Annotated in this window: 16 protein-coding genes; 4 read left to right on the forward strand and 12 right to left on the reverse strand. The window is 57.7% G+C overall.

All coding sequences use genetic code 11. The annotated features are described in order from the left end of the window. Position 1: 1 nt before the first annotated feature. A complete protein-coding gene (locus tag A3466_RS10415; RefSeq protein WP_063450517.1) occupies positions 2–4,954 on the reverse strand; it encodes an alpha-2-macroglobulin family protein in 4,953 nt (1,650 codons plus the stop codon). 287 nt (positions 4,955–5,241) lie between these two features. Between A3466_RS10415 and A3466_RS10420 the strand changes: the two genes are divergently transcribed. The 4 genes from A3466_RS10420 (at position 5,242) to A3466_RS10435 (ending at position 9,871) form a co-directional block, all read left to right on the forward strand. Further along, positions 5,242–6,786, forward strand: a complete 1,545-nt coding sequence (locus A3466_RS10420) for a PTS transporter subunit EIIC (RefSeq protein WP_063450518.1) — start codon at positions 5,242–5,244, stop codon at positions 6,784–6,786. 12 nt (positions 6,787–6,798) lie between these two features. Then, positions 6,799–8,166, forward strand: a complete 1,368-nt coding sequence (locus A3466_RS10425; protein ID WP_063450519.1) for a 6-phospho-alpha-glucosidase — start codon at positions 6,799–6,801, stop codon at positions 8,164–8,166. 89 nt (positions 8,167–8,255) lie between these two features. Next, on the forward strand, positions 8,256–9,101 hold the full coding sequence (gene sseA / locus A3466_RS10430; RefSeq protein ID WP_063450520.1) for a 3-mercaptopyruvate sulfurtransferase: 846 nt from the start codon (positions 8,256–8,258) through the stop codon (positions 9,099–9,101). Further along, complete coding sequence (locus A3466_RS10435) at positions 9,101–9,871, forward strand: MurR/RpiR family transcriptional regulator (RefSeq protein ID WP_063450521.1); 771 nt, start codon at positions 9,101–9,103, stop codon at positions 9,869–9,871. Before sseA ends, A3466_RS10435 begins: the two co-directional genes overlap by 1 nt. A 17-nt stretch (positions 9,872–9,888) precedes the next feature. Here A3466_RS10435 and sseB read toward each other — a convergent pair whose 3' ends face one another. The 11 genes from sseB to trmJ form a co-directional block, all read right to left on the reverse strand. After that, the gene (gene sseB, locus A3466_RS10440; protein WP_063450522.1) at positions 9,889–10,665 is read right to left on the reverse strand and encodes an enhanced serine sensitivity protein SseB; all 777 of its coding nucleotides are present in this window, start codon (positions 10,663–10,665) and stop codon (positions 9,889–9,891) included. Between the two features lie 97 nt (positions 10,666–10,762). Continuing rightward, positions 10,763–12,049 (reverse strand): aminopeptidase PepB, encoded by a 1,287-nt coding sequence (gene pepB, locus A3466_RS10445; RefSeq protein WP_063450523.1) that lies wholly within the window; start codon positions 12,047–12,049, stop codon positions 10,763–10,765. 60 nt (positions 12,050–12,109) lie between these two features. Further along, positions 12,110–12,310, reverse strand: a complete 201-nt coding sequence (iscX, locus tag A3466_RS10450) for a Fe-S cluster assembly protein IscX (protein WP_003860650.1) — start codon at positions 12,308–12,310, stop codon at positions 12,110–12,112. A 1-nt stretch (position 12,311) separates the two neighbouring features. Beyond that, positions 12,312–12,647, reverse strand: coding sequence for an ISC system 2Fe-2S type ferredoxin (gene fdx / locus A3466_RS10455; protein ID WP_003860652.1), 336 nt, complete (start codon positions 12,645–12,647; stop codon positions 12,312–12,314). Between the two features lies 1 nt (position 12,648). After that, positions 12,649–14,499 (reverse strand): Fe-S protein assembly chaperone HscA, encoded by a 1,851-nt coding sequence (gene hscA, locus A3466_RS10460; RefSeq protein ID WP_063450524.1) that lies wholly within the window; start codon positions 14,497–14,499, stop codon positions 12,649–12,651. A gap of 14 nt (positions 14,500–14,513) precedes the next feature. Continuing rightward, a complete protein-coding gene (gene hscB / locus A3466_RS10465) occupies positions 14,514–15,029 on the reverse strand; it encodes a co-chaperone HscB (protein ID WP_063450525.1) in 516 nt (171 codons plus the stop codon). A 76-nt stretch (positions 15,030–15,105) separates the two neighbouring features. Next, positions 15,106–15,429 carry an iron-sulfur cluster assembly protein IscA gene (gene iscA, locus A3466_RS10470; protein ID WP_003860659.1) on the reverse strand — a complete coding sequence of 108 codons (324 nt, stop codon included), beginning with the start codon at positions 15,427–15,429 and terminating at the stop codon, positions 15,106–15,108. A 13-nt stretch (positions 15,430–15,442) separates the two neighbouring features. Continuing rightward, a complete protein-coding gene (gene iscU / locus A3466_RS10475) occupies positions 15,443–15,829 on the reverse strand; it encodes a Fe-S cluster assembly scaffold IscU (RefSeq protein ID WP_015703172.1) in 387 nt (128 codons plus the stop codon). A gap of 24 nt (positions 15,830–15,853) precedes the next feature. After that, on the reverse strand, positions 15,854–17,068 hold the full coding sequence (iscS, locus tag A3466_RS10480) for a cysteine desulfurase (RefSeq protein WP_003860663.1): 1,215 nt from the start codon (positions 17,066–17,068) through the stop codon (positions 15,854–15,856). Between the two features lie 117 nt (positions 17,069–17,185). Then, positions 17,186–17,677: a Fe-S cluster assembly transcriptional regulator IscR gene (iscR, locus tag A3466_RS10485; protein ID WP_022649018.1), complete on the reverse strand. Its 492-nt coding sequence runs from the start codon at positions 17,675–17,677 to the stop codon at positions 17,186–17,188. A 221-nt stretch (positions 17,678–17,898) separates the two neighbouring features. Next, entirely contained in the window at positions 17,899–18,624 is a 726-nt protein-coding gene (trmJ, locus tag A3466_RS10490; protein WP_063450562.1) for a tRNA (cytosine(32)/uridine(32)-2'-O)-methyltransferase TrmJ, read from the reverse strand. Positions 18,625–18,680: the final 56 nt, after the last annotated feature.

The following is an 18,680-nucleotide window of genomic DNA, read 5'->3' on the forward strand; positions in this document are numbered from 1 at the left end:
TTTACGGTACAACGATCAGCGGGCCACTGGCCGCCCCCGTTGCTCGCCACTGCGGAACGTACATGGATTCGACCATCGGAACAGGCACCTGATAGGTTCCCGGCGTAACGGCACGTGCCAGATAGACCAGCGTGACCGGCTGACCTTCGTTGACCGGCACGGCGGCCACAAAGCGATCGTCGCGGAATTCCATGTGCTGGATATCAGACTGCTGCATCTGATTAAGCAGGTTTTGCACCTCACTGCCGCTGTCCGGCAGGCTGGCGCTGCTGCTCGCCAGATTCTGATTTTCCAGCTCCAGACCTGCCGGGAGCAGATCCACTACCAGGGCATCCGGCACGTTCTGGCTGGCCTTCACTTCCAGCCACACCAGAACCAGTTCCCCGCTCTTCAGCGAAGAGAGCGACTTGCTGCTGCCGTCTGTTGCCAGAATATGACGTTCTATCTGTAAGACGTGAGAAGATGGCTGGGGCGCATACTCCGGATAGCCAGTAGTGTCCAGTCGTACCCACAGCGGCGTCGTGCCGGTATTCGTCACCTGCAACGCGCCAAGCTGGTCACTATTCAGGTTTTCTACCTGCGCTTTATCACTGCTCTGGGCCTTTTCAGCGAGGTTAGTCGTTGCCTGCCATGCGCCGGAAAGCGTTTGCAGTGAACGCCCTGCCAGGAACAGTGCATTACTCTCCTGGGTTGACAGCCAGCGCTGGCTGAACGCATCTTCAGATAAGGCGTTCAGCAGCCTGTTTTGCGCATCCGGCAGCAGCTTGTACTCTTCCAGAAGAGAGAGCATCAGCGCATTATCACGCAGCTGGCTGCCGTAATCCGCCATCCAGTTTCGGCTGTCGTTACGGGGAGTTTTGAGAGCCAGATCCAGCGCCTGCTGGCTGCGTGGAGCATCTCCCATCAGTTTGAGCGCCATGCCCAGCTGCATCAATGGCAGTCCGGAAGCGGCCTGAGCGTGACGATCCCAGATTTCACGCAGCGCACCGAGCGGCGCTTTTTGCTGACGTGCCAGCACCAGCGACGCGTATGCCTGGACAGCAAATTTGCTGGCCTGGGTGTCGTCGCTGTAGCGGATGGACATCATGCCCGGATCCTGCAAGTAGCGCAGCAGTCGGCTGTTGGCGTTATTCACTGCCTCGGCTGGAACGCTGTAACCCTGCTCCCCAGCGCGCACCAGGAAGTCCGTGACGTACGCGGTCAGCCAGTACTCTTCCGGTCCGTTTTTATCCCATAAGGCAAAACCACCGTCGTCACGCTGCATTTGCAGCAGACGGGAGATCCCTGTATCAATGGCCGCACGACGTTTTTCGTCGGTGTCGCCTTTAATGCCCAGCGCCTTCAGCTGTGCCGCGTTGGTGTAAAGCGACGGGAACAGGCCACTGGTGGTCTGCTCAAGACAGCCGTATGGATAGGCCTGAAGTTCACGAATGTAGCGGGCCAGGTTCAGGGGGGGCTTACCGCTGAGCAACAGCTGTCCCTGTAGCGTGGCAGGCGAGAAACCCTCAATATGCTGTGCTGGCGCGCTCCAGGGTTCACCAGGGTTCAGCATCGTGCCCGTATTCACCGTTTGTGCCGGGAATGCGGGACGCACGCCAATTTTCCAGCTCTTCTGCTGCGGGGCAAACGTCTCGCCCGGAAGCTGTAAGCCGGTTACCTGGGCGGTAATCTCTCCGTCACCGTAACCTGCCAACGCTCGCACCGGAATAAACAGAGTGCTACGCGCGCCAGGTGGCAACTGAACCGGCTCTGGCTGTGCGCCTTCCAGCGACAGCTTGCCGTTGGCGGTTAACGTAATGTTCAGCGTTTGCGGCTTGTCGGTCAGGTTCGTCAGATCCAGCGTCAGCCTTGAGGTATCCCCGCTCGCCAGGAACCGCGGCGTGTTAAGCTCGGTAATAACCGGCGCAGCCACCACGACTTTGCTTTCGCTGCTGCCGAAATCGTCTTCCGTCCAGGCCTGCGCCATCAGACGCAGTTCGCCGTTGAAATCACCAATCGGCAGCGTGATAGTGCCTTCGCCATTGGCATCAAGCGTTACCGGCTGCGCCTGCTGGGCAATAATGGTGACATGGTTCACCGGTGGCTTACCGCCGCGTTTCAGTTCATCGCCGTCCCCCCCAAAGCGCAGTGCGGCCATGCGGCCCTGGCCCTCAATAACCTGGCCGTAAACATCATAGATATCCGCGCCATAGCGCTTCTGGCCAAAGAAAGCTTCCCACGGATCCGGCGTAACGTAGTCGGTGATGTTCAGCACGCCGCTATCCACAGCCGAGACCAGCACATTGACTTTCTGCGGCACAGCACCCTCTTTCACGCTGGCCTTCACCTTCACTGAGAGCGTCTGGTTCGGGCGCATTTTTTGTGGGTTATCCAGCGCTATGTTCAGGCGGCGATTTTCGTCGCCCATCGGCAGATGCAGCAGACCAACCGCGCGCTTCGGCGTGGCGGATTTGGATTTATCGCCGGGACGCACCACCAGCGTGCTGAGATAGAGATCGTGACGCTTCCAGGCTTTATCCACCGGAATAGAGAGATCCAGACCGTTCGCCGGCACGTCGATCTCTTTCCACCACAGCGGTCCTTCGCTGGATTCGATCATCGCATAGCCCTTGCCTGCTGCCGGGGCCGCAATGTGCAGGTTAATGGTATCGCCCGGCTGATAAGCGGGTTTATCCAGCTTCAGCGTTACGCGGTCCGGACGTGCAGCGCCCGTGCCATCGCTGTTATCCTGCCAGCTGTAACCGGCCCAGAAGCGCACGCTGCTGACCATGTCATCAGGCGCTTTCACTTCCAGACGGTATGAGCCCCACTCCACCGGGAAGGTGACTTTACCGGTTTCATCGGCCTTGAGGTTAAGCTCTTGCTCGCCCTCAACCAGATCTTTTTGATCGAACTGAGACTGCCAGCCCTCACTCTCGGACCAGTTCCAGAAGTAGTCACGGCGCTCACGGATAAGACGCACCTGCAAGCCGGATACCGCTTTTTTCGCCCCGCTGGCATCGGTATAGACAATGTCAAAGCTGGCGTTGCCGTTCTCATCGACGATCGGCTGGTTGACGGTGGTATCGGTACGGTAGTCATAAACGGCCTTGCTGGCGAACTGTGGGCGGATCCCCGGGAGTTCAGCCGCAGGCCAGATAGCCTGCTCAGCGCGTCGTGTCACCGGACGCCCGCCTGATTCCAGCAGGCTGGCCTGCAAAATCAGTTGCAGCGGCGAGTGCGTATCTTTCCACTGGCTTTCGGTGGTTACCTGCCCGCGTCCCTTTTCGTCCAGCGTAAGCTGCACTTCATCCAGGCTGCGGCTCAGGTTTTCCTCGGCAATATCACCAAACTGGAAGCCAGGCAGTGCAGGAACGGCGTCGCGTAGCGGGCGCAGGAAAAGCTGGCCTTGTAGAGCATTGCCGTTAGCCGGTGCGCCATACAGGTAATAGCCCACCACGTTAAAGTCCACATTATCCTGCGGGGAAACCGGTGTTTTTTGCCCGGTCAGATTCAGTGCCATGCGCTCAGGCATAAAATCTTCAACGTGGAAATCCCACATGCGCTGCTGGTTATCGCCCGTATTCGCGCGAATATGCCACATGCCGGTCTGGGCGCCGCTATCAAGCGGATAGTTGAAGCGATAGAGACCGTTCTCGGGTTGCACAACGACCGTACGTGCTACCTGTCCGTCCGGACGCAGCACTTCAAGTTTTACCGGCTGATCGGGAAGCGGTTTTCCGTCGCTGTCGCGCAGCAGGCCGTTAAGGATCACCGTTTCACCCGGACGATAGAGATCGCGCGGGCCAAACATAAAGAACTGCTTGCTGTACCCGGGCTTGCCGGCGACATCAAATTCCGCCAGATCCAGCGCCGGAAGCTTGAGGTCAAGAAGCGTAGTCTGGCCGTCTTTGCTGGCCAGGATCAGCGCGGCTTCTTTATCGGTTTCCAGTTTCGCATGACCGTCGGCGTCGCTGTTCGCCTCGGCAAGGGTCTGCCCTTTATCGTTCAGAAGGGTAATGGTCACGCCTGACTGCGCCGCACCGTTTTCAAGACTCTGGGTGAAGATGTCCAGGCGGTTATGATAACGGTGAGCGGACAGCCCAATATCACTTAAGGTAAAGAGCGTCGCGGCGTTACTGTAGTTATAGTGACCGGCCTGATTCATCACGGCGATATAGACGCCAGACTGCTGGAGCGGCTTAATCTCTTTGAGCGGCAAAAGCAGTTTTTCACGCGTGTTGCGCGCCGGGTTGAGGTCGAAACGGCCGGTGTAGACCAGTTCCGCCATCTTCAGCAGGTTGTCGGATTCCCAGTTGGTTAGCGAGTTACGGTACTCCCACTGGCTGACAAACGAGGCCAGCGACTCCGGCTTCACGCGGTAAAAGTTGACGTCCACGTTACTGACGTTAAGCGCCATCACCGGCAACCCTTCCACCACTTTGCCCGGCAGCAGCGAACCGCGGCTTGCAAAACCGACCGTCGGCTCAATATCACGTGTCGTGAGTGCCTTTTCATAATCAATGCCGAACGTCGTTTTGTTCAGCGCCAGCAAATCACGTTCAACGGTGACGACCAGATTACGATTCGGCTCCAGGTGGCGCAGGCGCAGCTCCTTAAGATTGGGCGCCAGCTCCCAGGCACCGTCCACCTTCCCGCTTTTCTTATCCACCACATGCACCGTTTTGGCGAAATCCTGGCTGGGATCCAGCGGTACAGAGAAGGTCAGAACCAGCGTCGCGGCGCCGTCGAGTTGCACTTCAGAAACATCCAGCAGCGTCAACGCCTTGCCCTGACTCTGCGCGGCCAGCTTAGCCAGCTTTTCAGGATCAGTTTTTTCCGGGGCTTTCTGTTGTGAAGCAGTAGACGCTGCGGGCGCAGCAGCCTGAGGTTTATCGTCGCTGTTATCACAGCCGACAAGCGTAAAGGTGGTGAGCAGCGCGAGAGAGAGCGCGGCTAAGCGAAACGGTTTCATCCTGTGTCCCTGGCCTGAGGGGGCCTGTTGGTCGTCGTCCGGATAAGTATTATCCGCAAGTTTCGTTAATACAAAAAGTCCAATTTTATAATCTGGAAAGCGCCTCGCAGAATTGCATCTCGCTGATCTAACGGGTTGGAAGCGCGATCACACGGCGTAACGTAACATGTTACCTTTCACGTCATTTGTTTTTAAAACAAGAAGATAGCTGGATAAACTCGCGCTGAGCCTGCTAGTTTTATGCCCATGACGCACCCCGAGTGCGCGGTTCAATAAGAGAGAAAGCCATGAAACGAGCCGTGAACGCCCTACAAAATTTCGGAAAATCACTTTATGGACCTGTACTTATCTTACCCATCGTCGGCCTGTTTATCGCCTTTGGCAATGTACTGGGTAACGGCAATCTGGCCGAGTACCTGCCGCTTCTCGGCCATCCGCTGATCCAGAATGTCGGGCAGCTGATCGCCAAATCTGCCGTATCGGTGCTGGTCAACCTGGCGCTGGTGTTTGCTGTCGGGATCCCTATAGGACTGGCAACGCGAGACAAAGGCTACGCGGCGCTGATTGGGCTGGTGACCTTTATCGTATTCATTAACGCGATGAACGTGACGCTACAGCTTCAGGATGAACTGGCTCCGGCTGAGCAGATGAAAGCCGCCGGACAAAGCATGGTGCTGGGCGTCCAGGTGCTGGAGATGGGCGTTTTCGCCGGGATCCTGACCGGGGCGCTCTCCGGTTATCTGTACAACAAATATTCCGGCGTACAGTTTAACGGCGCGATGGCGATTTACTCCGGCCACTGCTTTGTGGCGATTGTCATGCTGCCCGTCTCTATGCTGCTCGGCGTGGTCATGAGCGAACTCTGGCCGTACGCGCAGCATGGGATTAGCGCCCTGGCGCTGGCTATTAAAGGCTCTGGTCCGTTCGGGGTGGCGATCTACGGTTTCCTTGAGCGCATTCTTGTACCGACAGGCCTGCATCATCTGGTCTATACGCCGTTCCTTTATACCGAACTGGGCGGCACGCAGGAGGTGTGCGGCACGGCTTACCAGGGCGCGCGCAATATCTACTTCGCCGAGATGGCCTGCCCGGACGTCAAACAGCTCAGCAGCACCGTGGTGTGGGATGCGCGCGGCATCAGCAAGATGTTTGGCCTGCCCGCCGCCGCACTGGCGATGTACATGACCGCGAAGCCAGAGCGTAAGGCGATTGCCAAGGCCATTCTGATCCCGGCGGCGCTGACCTCGCTGCTGGTCGGCGTAACCGAGCCGATTGAATTCTCCTTCCTGTTTGTCGCCCCGCTGCTGTTCGTGGTGCATGCGGTGCTGACCGGCATCGGCATGATGCTGTTCTCGCTGTTTGGCGTCCACGCTATCGGCGCCAACGGAATTATCGATTTCATCCTCTACAACCTGCCGCTCGGTACGGAGAAGTCCAACTGGCCAATGTACATCGTGGTGGGGCTGATCATGTTTGCCCTCTACTTCGTGGTGTTCCGCTTCCTGATCCTGCGTTTCAACATGAAAACGCCGGGCCGTGAAGATGAGGATCGGGAGACGCGTCTCTACAGCAAGCAGGAATACCAGGCGAAAGGGAATAACGACGGGCTGGGCGAATCCATCGTGGTGGGTCTGGGCGGCCGGGAAAATATTGAAGTCGTTGATAACTGCTACACCCGGTTACGCGTCACGGTGAAGGACGTCGATATCATCGACGAACCGCGCCTGAAAGCGACCGGCGCGAAAGGGATTATCAAACAAGGTAACAACGTTCAGGTGGTCTACGGGCTGCATGTCAAAAAAATGCGAGAAGCCGTTGAGACGTTTCTCTGAAAGGAGCTAAAAATGTTTACACCCCCCTTTATTCTGTCGATTGCCGGCGGCGGCAGCACCTACACGCCAGGTATTGTGAAAAGCCTGATGGTACGCCTGGACGATTTCCCTCTGGCAGAGATCCGCCTGTACGACATCGACGAGGCGCGTCAGAAGACCATTGCGCCCGTGGTGGAGAAGGTCATTCGCGACCACAGCCAGAGCATCAAATTCACCGTCACCAGCGACCCGGAAGTGGCCTTCAGCGGCGCGCACTTTGTTTTTGCCCAGATGCGCGTCGGACAGTACAAAATGCGCGAGCAGGATGAAAAAATTCCGCTGCGCCACGGCGTGGTCGGCCAGGAAACCTGCGGCCCAGGAGGGCTGGCGTATGGCCTGCGCACTATCCTGCCGATGGTCGAGCTGATCGATCGAGTGGAACGCTACGCACATGAGAAAGCGTGGATCGTGAACTACTCCAACCCGGCGGCGATTGTTGCGGAGGGCGTGCGTCGCCTGCGCCCCAACGCACGGGTGCTGAATATCTGCGATATGCCGGTCGCGGCGATGCGTAATATGGGAGCCATTCTGGGCGTGGATCGTCGCAGGCTGGAGGTGGACTATTTTGGTCTCAACCACTTCGGCTGGTTTACCCGCGTGCTGGTGGACGGCGAGGACAAATTACCGGAGCTGCGTAAACATATCGCGAAGTTTGGCCTGCTGACGGAAGATGCCGCAAAAACCGACCCGCAGCACTCGGATCCGTCGTGGGTGAAAACCTGGCGCAACATCAAGCCGATAATGGATAACTTCCCGGAGTATCTGCCGAACCCGTATCTACAGTATTACCTGATGCCGAACCAGATTGTGGAGTATCAGAACCCCGACTATACCCGGGCCAATGAAGTGATGAACGGGCGTGAGAAAAAGCTGTTCGCCGCCGCCGAAGAGTACCAGCGCACCGGAATTTTACCGGATGCTTTCCATGTAGGTGTCCACGGTGAGTTTATCGTCGATGTCGCCTGCTCGCTGGCGTTCAACCTGCGCCAGCGTCATCTGGTGATGGTCGAAAACCGCGGGGCGATTACCAACCTGCCTTATGATGCGGTGGTGGAAGTACCTGCCTATATTACCTCCGAAGGACCAGAGCCCGTCCGCGTGGGTAAGGTTCCGCTGTTCCACCAGACGCTTTTACAGCAGCAACTGGCCTCTGAACAACTGCTGGTTGAGGCAACCATTGAAGGCAGCTATGAGAAAGCGTTGCAGGCATTCACCCTGAACCGCACCGTGCCGACCATGGAACACGCGAAAGCGATCCTGGATGAGATGATCGAAGCCAACCGCGACTACTGGCCTGCACTGCAAAAAGCCTGGCAGGACGGCGAAGCGGTGAAAAAATAGGGGCTTGCTCGCGAGTTGAACGTGGTTAGCTTGTCGGTGTCAGAAAAAACACCGACAATCCTTTTTTACGGAAAAGAATGGAGGCAACCATGTCCACCTCATATTTTGTCGCTGCCGACTGGCTGATTGAGCACGGTGACGACCCGGAAGTTCAGATTATTGATGCGCGCATGGCCCCTCCGGGGCAAGAGCATCGTGACGTTCCCGGTGAGTACCGCGCAGGGCATCTGCCAGGCGCGGTATTTTTTGATATCGAAGCACTTTCCGATCACACCTCTCCCCTGCCGCACATGCTGCCGCGTCCGGAAGCGTTTTCCGTGGCAATGCGCGAGCTGGGCATCAGCAAAGACAAACATCTGGTTGTTTACGATGAAGGCAATCTGTTCTCCGCGCCGCGCGCGTGGTGGATGCTGAAAAACTTCGGCGTGGAAAAAGTGTCAATTCTGGCGGGTGGGCTTGCGGGCTGGAAACGCGATGATCTGCCGCTCCAGCAGGGTGACGTCACGCTGCCGGAAGGCGATTTCGACGCGTCGTTTGACGCACACGTGGTGAAGCGTCTGACCGACGTGCTGGTCGTCAGCCACGAAAAGACGGCGCAAATCGTCGATGCGCGTCCTGCACCCCGCTTTAACGCTGAAGCGGATGAACCACGTCCGGCGCTGAGGCGAGGCCATATTCCGGGTGCGCTGAACGTGCCGTGGGGCGATCTGGTGTTTGAAGGCGAGCTGAAAACCACCGATGAATTGCGAGCCGTTTTTGAACGTCAGGGCGTGGATCTGCATCGTCCGATTATTGCCAGCTGCGGCTCCGGCGTGACGGCCTGCGTGGTGATCCTGGCGCTCGCCACTCTCGGCGTCAACGACGTTACGCTCTACGACGGTGCCTGGAGCGAATGGGGCGCGCGGGACGATCTGCCGGTTGAACCGGCGAAATAATGGATAACCGCCTGGCAACGCTGTTAACGCGCGGGTCCTCGCTGACCCGCGCGGAGTATCGCGTCCTCGCCCACCTCACGGAGCATCCGCTGCTGGTGGGCAACATCACCGTGCGCGAGCTGGCGCTGGCGACATTTGTCTCCACCGCGACGATTATGCGTCTGTGTCAGAAGCTGGGGTTTAGCGGCTTTAGCGAATTTATCTGGCACTGCAAGCAGCTGCTTTCAGACACGCCGCACATCACCGTGCAGCCTGAGCAGCATGCGGAATTACCGGCGCTGTTCGCTCAGTTTATTGCCAACTATCAGCACACCTTTCAGTGGGTCACCCAGGCCAAACGCCAGCAGTTTGCCAGCCTGCTGCGCCAGAAAGAGAGCTTCTTTCTCTACGGCGCCGGGTTTTCGTATCTTTTTGCCGAGTACCTGACCAAGAAGTTGCAGGTGCTGGGCAAAACGGCGTTCATCTCCGGGCCGGGGGACAGCCGGAATATTTTTCTCAGTAACGCCGCGCGTTATCAGGTGTTTATTGCCGTCTCCCGCAGCGGCGAAACGGAGCAGGTTCTGGATAAAGCGCGGATAGCCAAAAACGTCGGCATGACGGTCGTCGCCTTTACCCGAGCCTCCGCCAATACGCTGGCGGGCATGGCGGATCTGCATTTCGCGCTGTATGACGAGGCGGTGCACTTCGCTGCCGAAGCCGCGGGCGTGACGTCGTTTGAGTCGAATCTGGTGCTGCTGATGGATTTACTGTTGCTGGAGGCAACGGGGTGAGGCTCACCCCGCCGTAATTAAATAATGCGGTTGGTTTTAAGATCGCGCAGGAAGCCGCCCCAGCGACGCTCGTAGAACGGGGTGATGTGCTCGGTAATAAAGTGGCTGATCCCCTTCTCGCCCTTCTTCACCTGACAGATATCGATCGGTTCATCGCCCGGCAGCGTGTCGGTCGCTACGCTTCCCGCCGCCTGAATGATGTCTTCAATATCGCCGTCCGCTTCAATACCAATCAGCAGCACGGGCTGTTCATCAGCTCCCTCTTTGATGGAGCAGAGGAAAGCGCGTTTCACCGGCTTGATGGTACTAAACAGCGTGGTCAGGGAGTCAATCATCTGCGCGGGCGGCTCGGCCACTTCAGAGAGCAGCAGCGTTTCTCCCCCTTCCAGCACCTCCTGGGTGCTGAGCGGGTTGCCCTCCTCCCCAATCAGGTGGCTGATTTCGCGCGGGGTGAACTCTTTCCCTGTTGGCAGTTTGGCGTTGAGGAAAAGCGTCTGCCCCAGCGTCATTTCGAACAGCGTGCGAACAGGCATCACCACGAACGCCTGTTCGTCTTCTACCGCTTTCTGCAAGGCTTCCAGCGAGGTAAAGAACGGGATCACCGAGGTGCCGTCATCTTTCTCCCAGTGCAGAAGATCCAGCGCGCTGTCTTCCACCACCTGCTCCCCTTCTGCCGCCGTTCCCGGCACCCAGACGGTAGATTCCAGCAGCGTGCGGAAAAAGGCCGGACGGTGGGCGGGCTCGGTCGCCGCCTGCTCCAGCAGGGTTTCTAATTCGTTTTTAGTATCTGACATAGTTTCGCTACTTCAAAAATACGCCGGGTGGCGCTTTGCTTACCCGGCCTACAAAACCGTTGGCCCGTGCAAGCGCAGCGCCACCCGGCAAAAAAGATCACTCAGCCGTCAGCAGGTTCGCCACGGTACGCACGCCCAGACCGGTCGCACCCGCAGACCACTGTTCAACCGCCGCTTTACGGTAGGTTGCAGAGCAGTCGATGTGCAGCCAGCCTTCATGATAGTTCTCAACGAAGTGAGACAGGAAGCCCGCTGCGGTGCTTGCACCCGCCGGGTATGCCGCGCTCGCGGTGTTATTCAGCTCGGCAAAGTTAGACGGCAGCTGGCTGCGATGGAACTCGGCCAGCGGCAGACGCCAGAACGGCTCGTTTTCCGCCGCGGCGCTTGCCAGCAGGCGAGCGGCCAGCTTGTCGTCGAAGCTGAACAGCGCATGGTAGTCGTTACCCAGGGCCGTTTTCGCCGCGCCGGTCAGGGTCGCCATGTCGATAATGAGCTCTGGCTTCTGGGCGGAGGCGTCGATCAGGCCATCGGCCAGCACCAGACGGCCTTCGGCGTCGGTGTTCATCACTTCGACATTTTTACCGTTGCGGTAGCGAATGATGTCGCCCAGCTTGAAGGCGTTACCGCTCACCATGTTATCCGCGCAGCACAGGTACAGCTTGACACGCTTGTTCAGACCACGTGTGATGGCGAACGCCAGCGCGCCGGTGATGGTTGCCGCGCCGCCCATGTCGGACTTCATGGAGTCCATGAAGGCGCTCTGCTTCAGGCTGTAGCCGCCGGTGTCGAAGGTAATGCCTTTCCCGACCAGGCAGGCAAAGACCGGCGCTTCTTTATTGCCGGTTGGGTTGTAATCCAGCGCCAGCAGGACCGGAGGACGCTCAGAACCACGGCCCACGGTGTGGATGCCCATGTAGTTCTGCTCGCGCAGATCTTCGCCCTTGGTGATGCGGTAGGACATGTTATCCCCCGCCACGCCGGACAGCAGGTCAACGGCGCGCTGCGCCAGCTGCTCAGGGCCAAGCTCTTCCGCCGGGGCGTTAATGGTATCGCGCACCCAGTCGATAATTTTCAGGCGGCTTTCCAGTTCTTTCTGACCGGCTTCATCGAGGTTCGCCCATTCAATTTTACGGGTGCCTTTCGGGCCTTTGTATCCCGCCCAGAACGCCCAACTGCGGTCAGTATCCCAGCCTTCACCTTCCAGCGACACATGCTTAATGCCCAGGCCGTCAATTTTACGCGCGGCGCGCTGGATCAGACCCAAATCATCTTTGCCCGTCAGGTGCAGGGTAATACCGTCGTTGTTGATGCTGTAGGTGGCTTTTTCGCCCCAGCGTGCGTCAGCAGGCTGTGTGGCGAGCGTAATCTTCATCGCTTCGGTCATTTTATTTATCCTTATTAGCAACTAGCAAACGGGCCGCCTGAAGGCAGCCCGTTTTGTTATTTATTCTGCTTCATCTAACCAGACTAACAGAATCGCCTCCAGAATTTTTTCATTGGATGCGTTAGGATCGTCGTCGAAATCCTCTAAATCGCAGATCCACTGGTGCATGTCGGTGAATCGTACGGTCTTCGGATCGAGATCCGGGTTCGCGTCGTAAAGCGCTTCGCCGATTTCACGGCTGTCTGTCCACTTCAGTCCCATATTAGTGCTCGCGTGCGTGGTTGATGGTGTAGCGCGGGAACTCTACGACCAGATCTTCATCGGTCACCGCGGCCTGGCAGCTCAGGCGGCTGTCTGGCTCCAGACCCCATGCTTTATCCAGCATGTCGTCTTCGTCTTCGGTGCTCTCGGCGAGAGAGTCGAAACCTTCACGCACGATGCAGTGGCAGGTGGTGCAGGCACAGGATTTTTCACAGGCGTGTTCCACTTCGATACCTGCACGCAGGGCAACATCGAGAATGGTTTCACCGGTCTTCGCTTCCAGAACAGCGCCATCCGGACAGAGGTCCGCATGAGGCAAAATAACAATCTTTGGCATATTAAACCTCGTCCACGGACTGGCCTTTCAGCGCGACGCGGACAGATTTGTCCATGCGGCGAGCGGCGAAGTCCTGGGTTTGTTTATCAACGTTTTTAATGGCTTCTTCTATTGCGTCAGCGTCATTGCCTTCGGCGACTGCGCGTAAGCGCGCGGCAGCCTCGTCAATCACCTGGCGCTCGGCGGCGCTTAACAGCGCGGCATCGGCAGCGAGCGCCCCGTTCAGGCTTTCCAGCACGCGTGCGGCTTCAACTTTCTGTTCAGCCAGCATACGCGCCTTCACATCCTGCTCGGCGTAGCTCATTGAATCCTGGATCATGGAGGCGATTTCGCCATCGGTCAGGCCGTAGGACGGCTTCACCTGGATGGATGATTCCACGCCGGTGGATTTTTCCATCGCCGTCACGCTCAGCAGGCCATCCGCATCTACCTGGAAGGTCACGCGAATATGCGCCCCGCCCGCCGGCAGCGCCGGGATGCCGCGCAGCGCAAAGCGCGCCAGAGAGCGGCAGTCCTGCACCAGTTCGCGCTCGCCCTGCATCACGTGGATGGACATCGCGGTCTGGCCGTCTTTGAAGGTGGTGAACTCCTGCGCGCGCGCCACCGGAATGGTGGTGTTACGCGGGATCACTTTCTCCACCAGGCCGCCCATGGTTTCTAAACCGAGAGACAGCGGGATGACGTCCAGCAGCAGCATTTCGCTGTCCGGCTTGTTGCCAACCAGAATATCGGCCTGGATAGCAGCGCCTACGGCAACCACTTTGTCCGGGTCGATGGAGGTCAGCGGCGTACGGCCAAAGAATTCGCCCACGCGCTCGCGCACCAGCGGCACGCGCGTTGAACCGCCTACCATCACCACTTCCAGCACCTCGTCAGCCTCCACGCCCGCATCCTTCAATGCGCGACGGCAGGCCAGCAGGGTGCGTTTAACCAGAGGCGCAATCAGCTCGTTGAACCGATCGCGGGTGATTTCACCCTGCCAGCCGGCGACATTTACGATGACCGACTGCCCATCGCTCAGCGCAATTTTGGCGTCGATGGCCGCATCCAGCAGTTCGCGCTGAACGCGCGCATCGCTGCGATCGCTGATGCCCGCCTGCTCGCGGATGTAGTCCGCCAGCAGATGGTCGAAATCATCGCCGCCGAGCGCGGAATCCCCGCCGGTCGCCAGCACTTCGAACACCCCGCGACTCAGGCGCAGGATAGAAATATCAAAGGTGCCGCCGCCCAGATCGTAGACCGCAATCACCCCTTCCTGACCGGAGTCAAGACCGTAGGCAATCGCCGCCGCCGTCGGTTCGTTCAGCAGGCGCAGCACGTGCAGGCCAGCCAGACGCGCGGCGTCTTTGGTGCCCTGACGCTGTGCGTCGTCAAAATAGGCCGGAACGGTGATCACTACGCCGTCCAGATCGCCGCCAAGCGTTGCCGTCGCGCGCGCCGCCAGCGCTTTGAGGATGTCAGCGGAAACACGAATTGGGTTTAGCAGGCCGGCCGCCGTGGCAATCATCGGCAGGCCGTTTTCACTGGCCTGAAGCTGATACGGCAGGTGCGGGTAGCGGGTCTGGATATCAGCCAGCGAGCGGCCCATCATGCGCTTTACGGAACTGATGGTGTTAGCCGGATCGCGCGCGGCGTTGGCGCGGGCGTCGTAGCCAACCGCATGCCCCTGCGGCTGATAGTGGACCACGGAAGGCAGCAGATGGCGGCCCTGCTCGTCAGCCAGCGTTTCCGCCTGGCCGCTGCGCACGGTCGCCACGAGGGAATTGGTGGTGCCCAGGTCAATACCGACCGCCAGACGACGCTGGTGCGGTGCGGCGCTTAAGCCAGGCTCACTAATTTGTAATAAGGCCATAATTGCTTCCGAAATTAAAAATCGAGCAGCTTTTCTTCGAGTTGTTCAGCACTGCTTCGCAGTTTATCGAGAAAACGGAGTTTGCGCACAGTGTCTGCCGCGACGTCCCAGGTCTCGTTGTTCAGTTGCTCCACCATCTGCTGATGGCGGGTATCGAACATGCCCTTCACGCGCGTGATAAAACGTTCCAGACGCGCTTCATCTTTGGCCTGTTCAATCTCATCCAGCTCTTCGCGCAGCTCCAGCTGTTCCATCAGAAAGGCGGTGTCGCGCACGGTATGCTGTTCGCTCGCCAGATCGAAGCCGTGGAGCGAAAGCAGATATTCGGCACGCGTCAGCGGATGTCGCAGCGTTTGCCAGGCCTGATTGATGGTCGCGGAGTGCGATACCGCAGCCAGCTGCTCTGCCTGCGTCCCGCTGGCGAATTTATCCGGATGGTACTGACGCTGTAGATCCTGGAAACGGATTGTCAGTACCTGAAGATCGATCGGGTATTGAGCGGGTAGTCCGAAGAGAGTGAAGTAATCCATAACAATCTCAGGGGTAGCCTGTTAGAACAAACCCCACGCGCAGCAAAGCCACGGTGGGGTTTCGGATGACGCGCGGTTAAACGTGGAAGCTTTCGCCGCAACCACACTCGTCTTTGACGTTCGGGTTCGTGAATTTGAACCCTTCGTTCAGTCCTTCTTTTACGAAGTCCAGCTGAGTGCCGTTGAGAAATTGCAGGCTTTTGCCATCGACCACCACCTTCACGCCCTTGTCTTCAAACACGGTGTCATCAGACGCCGGCTCGTCAACAAACTCCAGTACGTAAGCCATACCAGAACAGCCGGAGGTACGTACGCCCAGTCGCAGGCCAAAGCCTTTACCACGGTTCGCCAGAAAAGAGCTTACTCGCGCGGCAGCGCTGTCGCTAAGGGTAATCGACATACTCAAACCTCAATTATTTTGCTTCACGTTTGCTTTTGTAATCCGCAATGGCGGCTTTGATCGCGTCTTCTGCCAGAATAGAACAGTGAATTTTCACCGGTGGCAGCTCGAGTTCTTCAGCAATATCCGTATTCTTGATTGCCTGTGCTTCGTCCAGAGACTTGCCCTTCACCCACTCGGTGACCAGGGAGCTGGAGGCGATAGCAGAACCGCAGCCGTAGGTCTTGAAGCGCGCGTCTTCAATGATACCTTCATTGTTGACTTTAATCTGCAACTTCATCACGTCGCCACATGCTGGCGCACCAACCATGCCGCTGCCGACAGAGTCGTCGCTGTTGTCAAAAGAGCCAACGTTGCGCGGGTTCTCGTAATGATCGATAACTTTTTCGCTGTATGCCATGATTGAATTCTCCTTATGTACCGATTAGTGATGTGACCATTCAATGCTGTTCAGGTCCACGCCCTGCTTGAACATTTCCCACAGTGGAGAAAGGTCACGCAGACGGCCAATGGAGTTACGAACCAGCTTGATGGTGTAGTCAATCTCTTCTTCGGTAGTGAAACGACCTAAAGAGAAACGGATAGAGCTGTGTGCCAGCTCGTCAGTCATGCCCAGCGCGCGCAGCACGTAGGATGGCTCGAGGCTTGCAGACGTACAGGCAGAACCGGAAGAAACGGCCAGGTCTTTCAGCGCCATGATCAGCGATTCACCTTCAACATAGTTGAAGCTGACGTTGAGGATGTTTGGCGCGCCCTGCTCGAGATCGCCGTTCAGATACACTTCTTCCATATCTTTCACGCCGTCCCACAGACGGTTACGCAGCGTACGCAGGCGTGCCATCTCGGTTTCCATCTCTTCTTTCGCGATACGGTACGCTTCGCCCATGCCCACGATCTGGTGAACAGGCAGCGTGCCGGAACGCATGCCGCGCTCGTGACCGCCGCCGTGCATCTGTGCTTCGATGCGGATGCGTGGCTTACGACGAACGTACAGCGCGCCGATACCTTTCGGGCCATAGATTTTGTGGCCGGAGAAGGACATCAGGTCCACCTTCAGCTGGCTCAGATCAATAGGCAGTTTGCCCACGCTCTGGGTCGCATCCACATGGTAGATGATGCCGCGCGCACGGCACATTTCGCCGATGGTCGCGATGTCCTGCACAACGCCGATTTCGTTGTTAACGTGCATGATGGAAACCAGAATGGTGTCGTCACGCATCGCCGCTTCGAGCTCTTTGAGGTCGATGATCCCGTTGCTCTGCGGCGCCAGGTAAGTCACCTCGAACCCTTCACGCTCCAGCTGACGGCAGGTGTCCAGCACGGCTTTGTGTTCGGTTTTGCTGGTGATGATGTGCTTGCCTTTTTTCTGATAGAAGTTGGCCGCGCCTTTGATCGCCAGGTTGTCGGATTCGGTCGCACCGGAGGTGAAAACAATTTCACGCGGGTCGGCGCCAACCAGGTCAGCAATTTGATTACGGGCGATATCTACCGCCTCTTCAGCATGCCAGCCAAAACGGTGTGAACGGGAAGCTGGGTTACCAAAGTTTCCGTCCAGGGTCAGACACTGCATCATTTTCTCGGCAACACGCGGGTCCACCGGCGTGGTTGCGGAGTAGTCGAGATAAATCGGTAATTTCATTGCTCTATAAACTCCGTACATCGCTTCAATGCAAGGAATCAGGCAACCGGCTGGATGTACGACCGAGTACGCGGGGTGTGACCACCCCGGCCTGATTCTGAATACTTATCTTTTTAATTACGCGCGCAGTTTAACGTCAATGGCGTCCTGCGAACGGGTGCTGCGTTGTGAATCCTGACTGTGCTGACGACCAGAAACGTCCAGAACTTCCTGGTTATTCACCAGTTCACCGAGGGTGATGTTGTTCAGGAAGCCGGTCAGACGGTCGCTCAGATCGCGCCACAGCGCGTGGGTCAGGCATTTATCGCCGCCCTGACAGCCGCCTTTACCCTGGCAACGGGTTGCGTCAACGGATTCATCCACCGCGCTAATCACTTCGCCAACCGCAATACTGCCCGCGTCTTTACCCAGCAGATAACCGCCGCCCGGGCCACGAACGCTGGACACCAGTCCATTTTTACGCAGTCTGGAGAACAGCTGTTCCAGGTAAGAGAGGGAGATCCCTTGTCGTTCAGAAATATCAGCCAACGGAACCGGGCCCGCTTCGGAGTTGAGCGCAACGTCCAGCATCGCGGTCACGGCATAACGCCCTTTAGATGTCAGTCTCATGTCTTACTTAACCTCAAACTCGCCCCTGCTTGGGGTTTTTTATTGTAAAATGGGGGTATTGCATAGCAGGGCCAAGTCTGACATTCCTGACTAAATTGGTCAACTATTTACTTGACTGTTTTAGTCAGGTATTTAACCTTCTGTGCCTTCATAATATAGGTGCGGCCTGATGCCCTCACCCCGGCCCTCTCCCACAGGGAGAGGGAGAAAACAAACCGGCACTACTCTTTATTCTTCTGCTCAATCGACGCCAGGATCCCGCGCAGGATGTTCAGCTCCTGGCTTTCCGGGCGGGCGCGGGTGAACATACGGCGCAGCTTGTTCATTACCTGGCCCGGGTGGCCTTCACGGATAAAGCCGGTAGAGAGCAGCGTCTGCTCGAGGTGACCGTAGAAACGCTCCAGGTCGTCCACCAGCGGGTAGGCCGTCTCTTCTTTAGGTTCGACCTGTTTCTCCTGCGTCGCCAGCCATGCCATGCGCACTTCGTAGGCGATGACCTGCACCGCCATCGCCAGGTTCAGGGAGCTGTATTCCGGGTTGGCGGCAATCGCCACATGGTAGTGGCACTTCTGTAGTTCCTCGTTGGTCAGGCCAACGCGTTCACGGCCAAATACCAGTGCAACCGGCGCTTGCTCCGCTTCTGAGACGCTTTTCAGACCGCATTCGCGCGGGTCCAGCATCGGCCACGGCAGCGTACGGGAGCGCGCACTGGTGCCCACCACCAGGCTGCAACCGGCCAGGGCTTCATCCAGCGTGTCCACGATCTGCGCATTACCGATTACGTCGCTGGCGCCGGCCGCCAGGGCAATAGCCTGAGAGTCTGGTTTCACCAGCGGATTAACCAGCCACAGGTTCGTTAAGCCCATGGTTTTCATAGCGCGGGCCACAGAGCCCATGTTGCCGGTGTGCGATGTTTCGACCAGCACGATTCGAATGTTTTGCAGCATAATTTTTAGATGTCTGGGTTCAGTGTCTGAAGAATATTCGGGCATATTATCATAAA

Origin of the sequence: Enterobacter genomosp. S (genome assembly GCF_001631805.1) — a bacterium.
Lineage (GTDB): Bacteria > Pseudomonadota > Gammaproteobacteria > Enterobacterales > Enterobacteriaceae > Enterobacter > Enterobacter quasihormaechei.

Coding starts and splice junctions, on each gene's coding strand:
- A3466_RS10425 (WP_063450519.1), top strand. CDS start 6,799: ATGTTTACACCCCCCTTTATTCTGTCGATTGCCGGCGGCGGCAGCACC.
- hscB (WP_063450525.1), bottom strand. CDS start 15,029: ATGGATTACTTCACTCTCTTCGGACTACCCGCTCAATACCCGATCGAT.
- A3466_RS10420 (WP_063450518.1), top strand. CDS start 5,242: ATGAAACGAGCCGTGAACGCCCTACAAAATTTCGGAAAATCACTTTAT.
- sseA (WP_063450520.1), top strand. CDS start 8,256: ATGTCCACCTCATATTTTGTCGCTGCCGACTGGCTGATTGAGCACGGT.
- A3466_RS10415 (WP_063450517.1), bottom strand. CDS start 4,954: ATGAAACCGTTTCGCTTAGCCGCGCTCTCTCTCGCGCTGCTCACCACC.
- fdx (WP_003860652.1), bottom strand. CDS start 12,647: ATGCCAAAGATTGTTATTTTGCCTCATGCGGACCTCTGTCCGGATGGC.
- sseB (WP_063450522.1), bottom strand. CDS start 10,665: ATGTCAGATACTAAAAACGAATTAGAAACCCTGCTGGAGCAGGCGGCG.
- hscA (WP_063450524.1), bottom strand. CDS start 14,499: ATGGCCTTATTACAAATTAGTGAGCCTGGCTTAAGCGCCGCACCGCAC.
- pepB (WP_063450523.1), bottom strand. CDS start 12,049: ATGACCGAAGCGATGAAGATTACGCTCGCCACACAGCCTGCTGACGCA.
- iscX (WP_003860650.1), bottom strand. CDS start 12,310: ATGGGACTGAAGTGGACAGACAGCCGTGAAATCGGCGAAGCGCTTTAC.
- iscR (WP_022649018.1), bottom strand. CDS start 17,677: ATGAGACTGACATCTAAAGGGCGTTATGCCGTGACCGCGATGCTGGAC.
- trmJ (WP_063450562.1), bottom strand. CDS start 18,624: ATGCTGCAAAACATTCGAATCGTGCTGGTCGAAACATCGCACACCGGC.
- iscA (WP_003860659.1), bottom strand. CDS start 15,429: ATGTCGATTACCCTTAGCGACAGCGCTGCCGCGCGAGTAAGCTCTTTT.
- A3466_RS10435 (WP_063450521.1), top strand. CDS start 9,101: ATGGATAACCGCCTGGCAACGCTGTTAACGCGCGGGTCCTCGCTGACC.
- iscS (WP_003860663.1), bottom strand. CDS start 17,068: ATGAAATTACCGATTTATCTCGACTACTCCGCAACCACGCCGGTGGAC.
- iscU (WP_015703172.1), bottom strand. CDS start 15,829: ATGGCATACAGCGAAAAAGTTATCGATCATTACGAGAACCCGCGCAAC.